11 protein-coding genes and 1 pseudogene are annotated in these 13306 nt (G+C 60.9%); 8 read left to right on the top strand and 4 right to left on the bottom strand.

The window, feature by feature from the left end; translation table 11 throughout:
• Window positions 1-8: 8 nt before the first annotated feature.
• From pdxY to NXC14_RS21725, 3 genes and pseudogenes are all read left to right on the top strand, one after another.
• On the top strand, window positions 9-884 hold the full coding sequence (pdxY, locus tag NXC14_RS21735) for a pyridoxal kinase PdxY (protein WP_085779886.1): 876 nt from the start codon (window positions 9-11) through the stop codon (window positions 882-884).
• 71 nt (window positions 885-955) lie between these two features.
• Window positions 956-1597, top strand: a complete 642-nt coding sequence (locus tag NXC14_RS21730) for a carbonic anhydrase (protein ID WP_085779885.1) — start codon at window positions 956-958, stop codon at window positions 1595-1597.
• 91 nt (window positions 1598-1688) lie between these two features.
• Window positions 1689-3307 (top strand): annotated as a pseudogene (locus NXC14_RS21725) (GGDEF domain-containing protein).
• A gap of 49 nt (window positions 3308-3356) precedes the next feature.
• Here NXC14_RS21725 and NXC14_RS21720 read toward each other — a convergent pair.
• From NXC14_RS21720 to NXC14_RS33970, 3 genes are all read right to left on the bottom strand, one after another.
• Window positions 3357-4181: a lytic murein transglycosylase gene (locus NXC14_RS21720; protein ID WP_085779884.1), complete on the bottom strand. Its 825-nt coding sequence runs from the start codon at window positions 4179-4181 to the stop codon at window positions 3357-3359.
• 170 nt (window positions 4182-4351) lie between these two features.
• Complete coding sequence (locus NXC14_RS21715; protein ID WP_020922622.1) at window positions 4352-5386, bottom strand: aspartate-semialdehyde dehydrogenase; 1035 nt, start codon at window positions 5384-5386, stop codon at window positions 4352-4354.
• Between the two features lie 110 nt (window positions 5387-5496).
• Window positions 5497-5703 carry a hypothetical protein gene (locus NXC14_RS33970; protein ID WP_085779883.1) on the bottom strand — a complete coding sequence of 69 codons (207 nt, stop codon included), beginning with the start codon at window positions 5701-5703 and terminating at the stop codon, window positions 5497-5499.
• Window positions 5704-5794: 91 nt separating this feature from the next.
• Here NXC14_RS33970 and NXC14_RS21705 point away from each other — a divergent pair, with 91 nt between their 5' ends.
• The 5 genes from NXC14_RS21705 to NXC14_RS21685 all read left to right on the top strand — a co-directional run bounded on the left by NXC14_RS21705 (window position 5795) and on the right by NXC14_RS21685 (window position 12292).
• Window positions 5795-7549: an alkaline phosphatase gene (locus NXC14_RS21705; RefSeq protein WP_085779882.1), complete on the top strand. Its 1755-nt coding sequence runs from the start codon at window positions 5795-5797 to the stop codon at window positions 7547-7549.
• A gap of 198 nt (window positions 7550-7747) precedes the next feature.
• Window positions 7748-8209: a hypothetical protein gene (locus NXC14_RS21700; RefSeq protein WP_085780242.1), complete on the top strand. Its 462-nt coding sequence runs from the start codon at window positions 7748-7750 to the stop codon at window positions 8207-8209.
• A 6-nt stretch (window positions 8210-8215) separates the two neighbouring features.
• Window positions 8216-8908, top strand: coding sequence for an ATP-binding cassette domain-containing protein (locus tag NXC14_RS21695; protein ID WP_085779881.1), 693 nt, complete (start codon window positions 8216-8218; stop codon window positions 8906-8908).
• Window positions 8905-10176: an FtsX-like permease family protein gene (locus NXC14_RS21690; protein WP_085779880.1), complete on the top strand. Its 1272-nt coding sequence runs from the start codon at window positions 8905-8907 to the stop codon at window positions 10174-10176. Before NXC14_RS21695 ends, NXC14_RS21690 begins: the two co-directional genes overlap by 4 nt.
• Window positions 10177-10405: 229 nt before the next feature.
• The gene (locus NXC14_RS21685; protein ID WP_085779879.1) at window positions 10406-12292 is read left to right on the top strand and encodes an MFS transporter; all 1887 of its coding nucleotides are present in this window, start codon (window positions 10406-10408) and stop codon (window positions 12290-12292) included.
• Window positions 12293-12334: 42 nt separating this feature from the next.
• Here NXC14_RS21685 and lpxE read toward each other — a convergent pair whose 3' ends face one another.
• On the bottom strand, window positions 12335-13087 hold the full coding sequence (gene lpxE / locus NXC14_RS21680; protein ID WP_198175484.1) for a lipid A 1-phosphatase LpxE: 753 nt from the start codon (window positions 13085-13087) through the stop codon (window positions 12335-12337).
• Between the last annotated feature and the right edge of the window lie 219 nt (window positions 13088-13306).

The following is a 13306-nucleotide window of genomic DNA, read 5'->3' as shown; positions in this document are numbered from 1 at the left end:
TCGGTTTCATGTCGGAAAATGCAGCGGGCACAGTCATCGTTATTTCCAGCCATGTCGTGCGTGGCTCGGTCGGGAATCGGGCGGCGGTGTTTGCGCTGGAGACGCTCGGCCATCCGGTCTGGGCGCTGCCGACCATCGTTCTGCCCTGGCATCCCGGCCATGGCCGTTCGACGCGGCTGACGTTTGCCGAAGCGGATTTCGACGCAGCGATCGAGGATCTGATTTGCGCGCCCTGGATCGGTGAAGTCAGGGCTGTGCTTTCGGGCTATTTCGGCAATGCCGCCCAGGCACGCTCGGTCGCCCGGCTGATCACTGCGCTCCGGCAAAACAATCCTGAACTACTTTATGTCTGCGATCCGGTCATGGGCGATCTCGGCGGCCTCTACGTGCCGGAAGCGACGGCCGAGGCCATTCGTGATCATCTCATTCCGCTGGCCTCGCTCGCAACGCCGAACCGGTACGAGCTCGCCTGGCTGTCGGGAGCACCGCTCGATGACAACGGCGCAATCATGGAGGCGGCGCTGGCGCTCGGGCCGTCGCGCATGCTCGTCACCTCGGCGGTGCCGATGATGGCGGGCGGCACCGGCAATCTCTTCCTTTCCGGCCGTCACGCGCTTCTTGCCGAGCACCGCGTTGTCGAGAACCCGCCGAATGGTCTCGGCGACCTGCTGGCCGCCGTTTTCCTGTCGCGCCTGCTGTCCGGCCTCGAGGACGAAAAGGCGTTGCAGCTTGCCACCGCCAGCGTGTTCGAAGTGCTTGCGCGTGCGGTCAAGCGCGGCAGCAACGAGCTGATGCTGGCCAGCGATGCGTCCAGCCTTTCGACGCCGATGGCGATGGTGCAGATGCGCCGGCTCGTACACCCGGCGCAGCGTCGGAAAAAATGACGCATTTGCCAATGTGCGCATTTTGCGGTGCAGCAGTTGATCTTGTCCTCCGCGCGCGCTAATCCAGAGGCATGCAGCGTTTTCCAAACACCCTTCTGAACGGTTATCGCAACTTTATGAACGGGCGTTATGCCGACGCCCGCGACAGGTATCGGCAACTTGCCGAAAACGGCCAGAGTCCGAGTACGCTTGTCATTGCCTGTTCGGACTCGCGTGCGGCTCCCGAGCTGATCTTCGATGCCGGCCCGGGCGAGCTTTTCGTCATCCGCAACGTTGCCAACATGGTGCCGCCCTACGAGCCGGACGGCCATTTCCATTCGACATCGGCCGCTCTTGAATTTGCCGTGCAGGCGCTGAAGGTTTCGGACATCGTCGTGATGGGCCATGGCCGCTGCGGCGGGATTCGGGCGGCACTCGATCCGAATGCCGAGCCACTATCGCCCGGCGATTTCATCGGCCGGTGGATGTCGCTGGTCAGACCCGCAGCCGAGCAGATCCAGAGCAATGACGTGATGACCGCGGCCGAGCGGCAAACTGCGCTCGAGCGTGTCTCCATCCGCAACTCGATCGACAATCTCAGAAGCTTTCCCAATATCAAGGCGCTGGAAGAAGCCGGGAATCTTCATCTTCACGGCGCTTGGTTCGACATCTCGACAGGTGAGCTCTGGGTGATGGACGCGGACACGCGTGACTTCATTCGTCCCGAGATCTAGGGACTAGCGGGTTTATCAGTTTTTTAAGGATTGCTGTTAAACTTGCATCAATTGGTTGCGCGACCGGCATTTGATCACGTGGCGATTGGCGATGAAGTTCGAAACCATTAAAAAGGTTATGCTGGCCGCCGTTCTGCTGCCCTTCGCCTTCATGCTGATTGAAGGCGCCTTCGTTCTCCGAACTTCCATCCAGCATTACAGGGATCTTGAGAAAGACCGGCAGTTCGCCGATGTGCTGGCGCGTGGCGGGTCGATCGCGGCGACTGAAATCCTCAGTGAAATCGATGCCACTCGCCGCTATCTCGCGCATCCCAGCAGCGAGACTGCAGTCGACATGCAGCGAAGCCGACTGACGCTCGATCGCGAACGCCGCGCCTTCCAGGCCAGCCTGCCGCCCCGCGATACGCTCGATCAGGGACTTGCAGCTGAATTGTCGGCTCTCAGCCTTGCCTACAGCCGCATCGTCGCGGCGCGGAGCGCTGTCGACCAGGGCCGTTATTCAGGCAGCAATCCCGGCTCCGTCTACTGGTATGCGGCTCTGAAGCAGCTTGCGGTCGTCGACGCACTTTCACCACTGATCAGCGACCCGGTGCTGCTTGAGAAATCCAACCAGCTGATGGGCATCCTGCTGACCTACTACGGCGAAAGGCTGATCACCGGGATCGGCACCGTTACCTCAATCAAGACGTTTCCGCCAGATTTCCGATTGAACTCTTCATTCAGGGCAAGACCATGCTCGGTGCCGGCATGGATCACATGGTCTTCCATTCCACCGCGCCGATCGTGCGTGACATCGTTGCCTATCTCGGTCGCAGCGATCAGGTGAGGGCGGATGCGATCACCGATGCCATTCTCGCCCGGTCGCGGCCATCTCGCGCAATGGGCGACGCCTGGGCGGCCACACAGCGCGAACGCATGGTTTTCCTCCAGCAGAAGATGGTGGAGGCCGCGAGCGATATTCACGAGACCGGTGAACAGTTTTCGACGCTCTCGCACATACACCTGACGCGGATACTGGCGCTAAGTGCGGGCCTATTGATTCTCGCAACGCTGGTGATGTTGCTGGCGGCAAGAGGCCTTCGGCTGATAGACCGGCTGATCCGCGACCGTGAGACGCTGGTGGGCGAGTTGCGCAACGCTGCTCAAACCGACCTTCTGACGGGGCTGTACAACCGGCGTGGCTTCGAGGTCGCCGCCTCGGCGCTCCTCACCCAGGCCGAGCACGGGTCACGCTGGGTTTCCGTCGTTCTCTTCGATCTCGATCATTTCAAGAAGGTCAACGATGTTCACGGCCATGATTCCGGCGATGCCGTCCTTCGGCACGTCGCGAGCGTCGCGCATCAGAATTTCCGTTCATTCGATCTTCTGGTGCGCCATGGCGGCGAGGAATTCCTGGCGCTTTTGCCGGATTCGACACCTGATGACGCCGCAATCGTCGCCGAACGTGTGCGCATGGCGATCGAGGCGGCTGAGGTTCCTTTGCAGAGCGGCGAACTGCTCAGAGTCACGGCGAGCTTCGGATGCGCCGGCCGGGCAAATGCCGCCGCCAACCGGAACTTCGAGGATCTGGTCAAACGCGCCGATCTGGCGCTTTACGCCGCCAAGGCTTCGGGCCGCAATTGCGTGGTGTCGGGGCCAGTTGTGCCGACTCCTCCGCAAGAGGAGCGACGCAAGACGGCATCGAGCGGCGGTTTTGATTCCCGCATATGAAAAACGCCGCATTCACAGCGGCGTTTTCAGATTCATTGTCGATGAACGCTTATCTGCCGCCGTCGATCTGCTGTCCGATATAGGCGATCGCCTGCTGATAGACGCTGGCGGCGTTCCAGCCCTGAATCGCAGCGAAATTCGGCTCCCCCGGCTGATAGCCGGCGCCGGCACGCCAGCCGTGGCCCTTGAGGAAATTCGCTGTCGAGGCCAGCGCATCGGCGCGGGAGCCGACCATGTCGACCCGGCCGTCGCCGTCGCCGTCGGCGCCAAAGCGCACGACGTTGCGCGGCAGAAACTGCGTCTGGCCGATTTCACCATGGGCGGCACCCTTGGCCTGCGGGCTCAGATAACCCTCGGAGACGAGCTGGAGTGCCGCATAGAGCTGGTCGGTGAAATATTCCGAACGACGGCAGTCATAAGCAAGGGTCGACACAGCCGATAGCGTATGCTGGTTGCCCATATAGCTGCCAAAACCGGTCTCCATGCCCCAGATTGCGATCAGCGGACCGGCGGGAACGCCGAAGCGACGTTCGATCGAGGCAAAAAGGGCCTGGTTGGCCGCTTTCATCGAACGGCCGCGGGAAATGACGGCGGCACCGCCGCGCTTCTGCATGAAGGCGTCGAAGGAGAGTTTGAAGCTTTTCTGGCCGCGATCGGCGGCGATCGTCGGCTTGTTGTAGTTGACGTTAGCGAAGGCACGGCTGAGCACGGATTGGCTGACGCCATTAGCCGCTGCCGTCTGCTTGAAATCGGCGACCCAGGCGTCGAAGCCGGCGCTGGTATTGCCACATTGAAGTCCTTGCGCGAACGCCGGTACCGCGTTGAGGACGAACAGTGCCGCAGCGGCCGCCAGAAACAACTTTGTCATGCGCATTGAGAAACCCCGCTCTCGATCTGCATAGTTTTTAAGCGGGCAAGAGAATGCCAGCCACTCGCGATTTTGTCACGATCATCGTTTAGCGAGCGCTTATACAGTCGTATTTGCCCCGGAAAAAGCCCCGCTGAACGAGCAGGGCTTTAACATCTTATGGTTTACAAATGGTATCAGGCTGCCTGCTTGCGTGGCTTGACCAGGCCGCGATTGACGAGCAGCTCGGCGATTTGGATGGCGTTCAGCGCCGCGCCCTTGCGCAGGTTGTCGGAAACAACCCACATATTGAGGCCGTTTTCAACAGTCGCGTCCTCGCGGATGCGTGAGATATAGGTTGCATCTTCGCCGGCGGATTCATAAGGCGTGATGTAGCCGCCGTTCTCGCGCTTGTCGATGACGAGGCAGCCCGGGGCATCGCGCAGGATATCGCGGGCCTGGTCGGCGGTGATCTCGTTTTCGAACTCGATGTTTACCGATTCCGAATGGCCGATGAAGACGGGCACACGCACTGCCGTGCAGGTCACCTTGATCTTTGGATCGAGCATCTTCTTCGTCTCGGCCAGCACCTTCCATTCTTCCTTGGTGTAGCCGTCTTCCATGAAGCTATCGATGTGGGGAATGACGTTGAAGGCGATGCGCTTGGTGAACTTTTTGTTCTCGATCGGATCGGCAACGAAGACGGCGCGCGTCTGATTGAAGAGCTCGTCCATGCCGTCCTTGCCGGCGCCGGAGACCGACTGATAAGTGGAGACGACGACGCGCTTGATCTTGGCGAAGTCGTGCAGCGGCTTCAGCGCCACCACCAGCTGCGCGGTCGAGCAGTTCGGATTGGCAATGATGTTGCGCTTGGTGAACTGCGTGACGGCGTCCGGGTTCACTTCCGGCACGATCAGCGGCACGTCGGCGTCATAGCGCCAGGCCGAGGAATTGTCGATGACCACGCAACCCTGCTGGCCGATCTTGGGGGAAAACTTCTTGGAGACCTCGCCGCCGGCCGACATCAGGCAGATGTCGGTATCGGAGAAATCGTAATTCTCCAGATTGGAAACCTTCAGCGTCCGGTCGCCGTAGGACACTTCGGTGCCCTGCGAACGCGCCGAGGCGAGCGCCACGACCTCATCGGCGGGGAAGCCGCGTTCGGAGAGGATGTTGAGCATCTCCCGGCCGACATTTCCGGTCGCTCCCGCAACTGCTACTTTGAAACCCATTTCTCAAGCTCTCTTTCTCTTCTCTCCTCTGTCCGGTGAGGGGAAAGGCGCGAATAATCGCGTCTTCCTGTCCCCAGCCGAGCCGGGGAGAGAGCGGCAGGCCAGAGACGTCAGACGGTTTTCGTCGTCGTTTTGGCCTTGGTTTTGGAAGAAACCGGAACGGCAATATCCACCCCGGCAACCCGTGCCCGGTCATTGCATGCGGCAATGGCGTGTTCGTCGCGAACCATGGAGATTCCTTTTCCGCTGTTGCTCTTAGAAGGTTTTCCACAGGAGTCAAGGTTTTTGCGCTCGGAGGCGGAGGGCGAAAGCGGCAGCCGTCATGGTGCGACGTTGTCATGCCGCTGTCATCCTCGGGAGGTATCCCGGCCCGGTTGTCAATGTCTGCAACGAAAACGGGGGTTTTCCATGCGTACGCTTCTTGCCGCCTTTACGGCCACCACCATCCTTGCGGGCGCCGCCCAGGCGACGACGGTCTATCCGCTCGATCGCGCCACGATTCTTGCCGGTTCGCCGTTCGATTTCAAGGTCGAGATCAACAAGCAGGTCAAGCCGGAAGATGTGAAGATCACGGTCAACGGTCAGGATTACAAGACGGTTCTCGGGGGCGAAGCGCAGTTCATCGAGTTGGAAAAAGGCAAGGAAGACAACGCCCTCGGTTCCGCTCTTCTGCTCCGCGGCCTGAAGATCTCCGCACCCGGCGCCTACAAGATCGAGGTCTCCGCCGGCGATGAGACGAAGTCGGTCACCTGGGACGTTTATGAAACAGCCGCTCAGCCGAAGGCCAAGAACATCATCTTCCTCCTCGGCGACGGCCTTTCCGTTGCGCATCGCACCGCCGCCCGCATCATGTCCAAGGGCATGACCGAGGGCAAAGCGAATGGCCGCCTGAACATGGACGATCTCGATCATATGGCCTTCATCGGTACGTCAGCGACGAATGCCGTCGCCACGGATTCGGCCAACACCATGTCGGCCTTCATGACGGGGCACAAGACGGCCGTCAACGCGCTCGGCGTCTATGCGGACCGGACGCCGGCTCCGCTCGACGACCCGCGCGTCGAAACCTTTGGCGAGGCTGTTCGCCGCATGACGAAGAAGTCGATCGGCATTGTCGCGACCTCCGAAATCGAGGATGCGACGCCAGCTGCGGTCGTTTCCCATACCCGCAGCCGCAGCGAAAAGGCCGACATCGTCGGGATGCTGCTCGAAGTGAAGCCGGAAGTCATCCTTGGCGGCGGCTCGGCCTATTTCCTCGGCAAGGAAGTCGCCGGTTCCAAGCGCAAGGACAATCAGGATTACATCAAGCTGTTCCAGGACGCCGGCTACAAGCTCGCGACCGACAAGAACGAGCTCGCCGCCAATGCATCGGCTGACGGCAAGCTGCTCGGCCTCTTCCACACCGGCAATATGGACGTGACGCTCGATCGCGAGTTCCTGAAGAAGGGCACCGTCGACAAGTTCCCAAACCAGCCGGGTCTCGTCGAGATGACCAAGGTTGCGCTCGACCGCCTCTCGAAGAATGCTGACGGCTTCTTTCTGATGGTCGAAGGCTCCTCGATCGACAAGATGTCCCATCCGCTGGATTGGGATCGTGCGGTTATCGACACTATCGAATTCGACAAGGCGATCGGCGTTGCCCGCGAATTCCAGAAGGCCCATCCGGACACTCTGATCGTCGTCACCGGCGACCACACGCATGGCGTATCGATCATCGGCACAGTCGACGACGAGAAGCCCGGCACGGAAATGCGCGAAAAGGTCGGCACCTACGCCGAAGCCGGCTTCCCGAACTACAAGGACGAAAATGGCGACGGTTATCCCGACCAGGTCGACGTCAGCCGCCGCCTGTTCCTCAGTGCCAACAACGGCCCCGATCATTATGAGACCTTCCGTCCGAAGCTCGATGGTCCTTTCGTTCCGGCCGTCCAGAACGAGAAGAAGGAATATGTCGCCAACGAACAGTATAAGGATGTTCCCGGCGCCGTCTTCGTACAGGGCAATCTTCCGAAGAGCAGCGAGAGCGGCGTTCACGCCGTCGACGATGTCGTGCTGCAGTCGGCCGGTCCGGGTGCCGAAGGCTTCCATGGTTACATGGAACAGAGCGACGTCTATCGCGTGCTCGCCGACACCTTCGCTCTCGGCGCCAAGCAGACGAATTGATCGAAAGCCGATCTTGCAGGGCCGCTTGCCGACCTTGCCTCTTTTGTCGATCATGGTCCCGGCCGATTACAGCGCCGCGCGTCTTTCAGACGCGCAAAAAGGCGCTGTAACACTTTGAAGCTGGCATCGTGCTTTCCGAAAATCGTTTCGATTTTCGGGCCGATGCCAGAGGCCGGGATCTACTTCTTGGAGGTCGCCATGGACATATTCTCTTCGCTGCATCTCAGCCGCCGCCGGCTGATCGGCGCTGCCATTGCGTTTCCCTTTGCTGCTTATGCTGCGCGCGCGGCCGGCGCTTCGCTTTCGTTCGACGAGCTCTATGGCAAGTTCGGCGTGCTCGGTCTCGAATTCTCGGACAAGGTGAAGCGCCTTGCCGGGCAGGAAATCAACATGAAGGGTTTCATGGCGCCGCCACTGAAGGCAGAGGCGCAGTTCTTCGTACTCACCGAAGTGCCGATGTCGCTCTGCCCCTTCTGCTCTTCGGATGCGGACTGGCCCGACAATATCGTCGTGGTTTATCTCTTGGAAAAGCAGACCTTCGTGCAGCCGCGCCAGACAATCGAAGTGCGCGGCACGCTGGAATACGGCTCCTGGGCCGATCCGGAAACCGGCTTCGTCAGCCTATTGCGGATCCGCCAAGCCGAATATTTTGCTGTTTAAACCGACATGCTCGCACTCGATATCGAAAACCTTGATGTCACCTTTCCGGGCCTCAGCTCGCCGGCGCTGGCAATCGGCCGCCTGTCGGTCGAGGCCGGCAGCAGGGTCGCTATCACGGGAGCATCAGGCTCCGGCAAGAGCACCTTCGTCAATGTCGTCACGGGTCTTGAGCGGACGCGGCAGGGCCATATCCGCTGGAACGGTGAGGATATCGCCGCTTTTTCGGAAAGCCGGCGCGACCGGTTCCGCGCCGTCAATATCGGCCTGATCATGCAGGAATTCCACCTTTTCCCCGGCCTGTCGGCACTCGAAAACGTGCTTCTGCCTGCCCGGCTTGCCGGCGCCGCGACGGCCGCCGTCATCGAGCGGGCGCATGTGCTTTTGAGCACGGTCAACCTGTCCCGGCCCGGCCAGAAGATCGAGAGCATGTCGCGCGGCGAGATGCAGCGCGTGGCGATCGCCCGCGCGCTGTTGCGCAAGCCCGGTGTCATCATTGCCGATGAGCCGACCGCGAGTCTTGACGCAGAAAGCGGTGAGGCCGTCGGCGATCTCCTCCTCGATCTTGCCAATGCCGAAGGCAGCACGCTGATCGTCGTTTCCCACGACCAGCGGCTCGCCGGCCGTCTCGACCGGCATATCACGCTCAGTTCCGGCCGGATCAGCGAGGATTCCATTGCCGCTGCGGGGGAGGCTGCATGATCCGCTTCATTTGTGCCGATCTTCGCCGCCTGTGGGCGGGATCACTGGTTGTCGTGCTCCTGGTGGCGCTTGCGACCGCGCTCGGCGTCTCCGTGGTGCTGCAGGAGCGGGCGCTTCGCCTCGGCAGCGCGCGCGCCGCCGATAAGTTCGACCTCGTCATCGGCGCCGGCGGCAGCGAGACACAACTCGTGCTCTCCTCCGTCTTCCTGCAGCCCTCGCCCCTGCCGCTGATGCCGGGCGAGGTGCTGGCAAAACTTGCCGCCGACCCCCGGGTCGACTGGGCGGCGCCGATCGGCTTTGGCGATTTCTTCTCCAGCTACCCGATCGTCGGTACGACAACAAAGATGTCGAACAAGCTGTCCGGCGATCTTGCCGAAGGCAAGGCTTTCACCCACGAAGGAGAGGCAGTGATCGGCTCCGCGGTCAGGCTTTCGCTCGGCGATGAAATCAAGCCGATGCACGGTTCGGCGGAAGAAGGGGGCGAGACCCACACCGAACTCGCTTATCATGTCGTCGGTCGCCTGCGGCCGACGGATACTGCCTGGGACCGGGCGATTCTCGTTCCTATTCAGGCAGTCTGGCACATTCACGGGCTGGAGGCGGAGGAGCATGCGGGAGACGCCGAAGAGGACGGACACGATCATGATCATGCAGGCGCCGATCGTGACGCGCACGATCATCATGGAAAGCTCGATCCGGAAGCCGTGCTGAAGGAGACCTGGGCCACAGATGCTCCAGGCCTTCCGGCCATCCTCGTCAAGCCGAAAACGATCGCCGATGCCTATAAGCTTCGACGGGATTATCGCAACGGCAATACCATCGCCGTCTTCCCCGGCGAGGTGCTGACAAATCTTTACGCCACGCTGGGCGACGCCAAGCAGATCCTTGTTGTGGTCGCTTCCGGCGCACAGGCTCTTGTCGCGGCCTCACTGGTCCTGGTCACGGTCATTCATATCGGCCAGCGCCGCCGCCAGATCGGCGCGCTCAGAGCCTTCGGCGCCCCGCGCGGCGCGATCTTCGGCATCGTCTTCCTGGAATTCTTCTTTCTGGTGGCAGTCGGCATAGCACTTGGATTTGCGCTCGGTTTCGCCGCGGCACTGACCTTGGCCGGCATGCTCTCGCAGACCAGCGGCATCGCCATGCCGGTTGGCTTCGCCCGGGAAGATGCCGAGCTTACGGGGGTGTTGCTCGCCTTTGCCGGTATTCTCGCCGCATTGCCGGCGGTGCTTGCCTACCGGCAATCGCCGGCGCAGGCGCTGAGGGCTTAACAGGGGTTGAACCGTCCCGCCGCCAAATGCCATCGCCCGGCAGGAGGGCTGAGCAACGCTCCGATGCGAGTGATGGGACGGCCTCGTTAGACTAAAGTCATAATCCCAAAGCATCTCTCTTTGCGGCCTGTCTTTTCTGGCACACTCTCGTCAGGCGTGTCGCGGCCCGGGGTATGCTTTGAGGAGAGTCGGCCGCGCCCGTTGCTCATCACTCTGTGGAGGACAGACAATGGCAAATGTCACAAGCATCGACGGCGCGAAGGCCGGTCCGATGACGGGCGAGGAGAAGAAGGTCATCTTCGCCTCTTCGCTCGGCACCGTTTTCGAATGGTATGATTTCTATCTTTACGGTTCGCTCGCTACCTATATCGGTGCGACCTACTTCACCCAATATCCTGAGGCGACGCGCAATATCTTTACGCTGCTCGCCTTTGCCGCCGGCTTCCTGGTGCGTCCGTTCGGCGCGCTGGTTTTCGGCCGTCTCGGTGATCTCGTCGGCCGAAAATACACCTTCCTGGTGACGATCCTGATCATGGGTATGTCGACCTTCCTCGTCGGTATCCTGCCGGGTGCGGCCAGCATCGGCATCGCAGCCCCGATCATTCTTATCGGTCTTCGCCTGCTCCAGGGTCTGGCGCTCGGCGGTGAATATGGTGGTGCTGCAACCTATGTCGCCGAACATGCGCCGAACGGACGGCGCGGCTACTTCACCTCATGGATCCAGACGACGGCGACGCTCGGCCTGTTCCTGTCGCTGATCGTCATCATCCTGGTCCAGTCGCTGATGGGTCCGGTTCAATTCGCAGCCTGGGGCTGGCGCATTCCGTTCCTGGTCTCGGTCGTGCTGCTCGGCATTTCCGTCTGGATCCGTCTGAAGATGAATGAATCGCCGGCGTTCCAGCGCATGAAGGCAGAAGGCAAGGGCTCCAAAGCGCCGCTGACCGAAGCCTTCGGGCAATGGAAGAATGCCAAGATCGCGCTCATCGCCCTTCTCGGCGCCACCATGGGCCAGGCAGTCGTCTGGTACGGTGGCCAGTTCTATGCGCTGTTCTTCTTGCAGAACGTGCTGAAGGTCGATCTGTTTTCGGCCAATGTCATGGTCGCTATTGCGCTCTTCCTCGGCACGCCATTCTTTGTCATTTTCGGCGGTCTTTCCGACAAGATCGGCCGCAAGCCGATCATCATGGCAGGCCTCCTACTTGCAGCAGTGACCTATCAGCCGCTGTTCAAGGCAATGACCTGGATGGCGAATCCCGCGCTTGCCGAAGCGCAGGCGTCGATCCGCGCAACGGTCACGGCCGATCCGGCGGATTGCAAATTCCAGTTCAACCCGACGGGTACGTCGAAATTCACCAGCTCATGCGACGTGGCGACAGCATTTCTGACGAAGAACTCGGTGCCATATGACGTCGTGCCGGGTCCCGCCGGACAACCGGCGACGGTGAAGGTCGGTAACAGCACGATTACCAGCTTCGACGTCGTTGCCGCCGGCGACAAGGCGAAGGGCATGACCGCCGCCTTCGAAAAGGGCGTCAACATTGCGCTCCATGATGCCGGCTATCCGCTGAAGCGAGCCGCCGCCAAGGTGCCGGATAGCAAGCTCGATGCCTTTATCGCCGCTAATCCTGAACTGGCGCTCACTGCCGATGCGGTGCGCGCCGGCGACAAAGAAACCATGCCGGCAGCCAAGCTGCTCGAAGGCAAGCTGCTGACGGCCGACGAGGCCAATGGCGTCACTGACATGGCAGTCTACAACATCGCCAATGGCGGCGCCTTCGCCATGGTCGCCGATCCCGCCCGCGTCAACTGGGTCGGCACGATTGCCATCCTCTTCGTCCTCGTCATCTATGTGACGATGGTCTATGGCCCGATCGCGGCCCTTCTGGTCGAACTCTTCCCGACCCGCATCCGCTACACCGGCATGTCGCTGCCCTATCATATCGGCAACGGCTGGTTCGGCGGCCTGCTGCCAGCGACGGCCTTCGCCATGAGCGCTGCCGCGGGTGATATCTATTACGGTCTCTGGTACCCGATCGTCTTTGCGGCGATCACGCTGGTGATCGGCCTGATCTTCCTGCCGGAAACGAAGAACAGGGATATCCACGCCATGGATTGATGACGCGTCCGCGTCTGACATGCTCGAAAAAGGGCCCGGCGCTCACAAGGCGCCGGGCTTTTTCGCGTCGGGGAACAGGTGCTTGGCGAGCGGCCAGCCGTCCGGCGCCAGTTTGAAGAGCAGGCCACAACGGGCATAGACGATCGCCGTCAGCAGTGAGAACCAGCCGCCGAAAGCAAGACCGGCGATAACGTCGCTCGGATAGTGCGCACCGACCATGACGCGCGTCATGGCAAGCCAGATGGCGAAGGCGATGAAGAGAATGCGGTAACGCGGAAACAGAAGCGCAAAAGCGGCAAAGAAGGCGCCGACCGTGGTGGAATGGCCGGAGGGAAAACTTTCGAAAGCGGCATGACCTGAAAAAGGCGTGAAAGAAAACATGCCGTAATCGTGGAAGTGGTCGGGACGCGCCCTTCCAATCGCCCGTTTCAGGAGGTTGGCGAGAAGCCCGGAGCAGACGACCGTAGTGAAAAGGTAGGCGCCGATCCAGCTGACATAAAGCGCCTGTGCCCTGGAGCGCGCCGCCTTCAACAGCTTGTAGCCTGCCCTGCCCTGAAAGAAGAGCAGGATGCTGGTGTAGATCAGCCAGGCGGAATCACCGAAACCGGTCAGAAGCTCGCCAATTTGCTTCACCGGCGCGGGAGGCTTGCTCGCGCCAATCGGGGCATCGAAGAGCAACATGGAAAGGATGACGGCGTTGATCGTGATGAAGAGACAAGCCTGCCAGCGCAAAGGCGGCATCGCAGCGTCGCTCCGGCGCCAGCGCCTGTCCAGGGAAGCCCAAAATGCCCGCATGCCGTCGTCCGTTCGAATTAGCCTTCGAGTGCCGTGCGTGCGGCAGGCGCTCTTTCACTTTGAACTGGCGCATAGACCGGAAATCGTTTCCAACTTCCAAAATATGCGGAGGTGAAATCCGGCGCAAAAATACACGAGATTGTGGCAGAGGATAGTCCGTTTCGGCTAATTCGATCGAGTCCGGCGGGTTTTGTCTATCTCTGAAAGCCCCCCGCATGC

Origin of the sequence: Rhizobium sp. NXC14 (assembly GCF_002117485.1) — a bacterium.
Classification (GTDB): domain Bacteria; phylum Pseudomonadota; class Alphaproteobacteria; order Rhizobiales; family Rhizobiaceae; genus Rhizobium.
The sequence above is the reverse complement of the archived record's forward strand: the minus strand, read 5'-3'. Positions and strand labels throughout refer to the sequence as shown.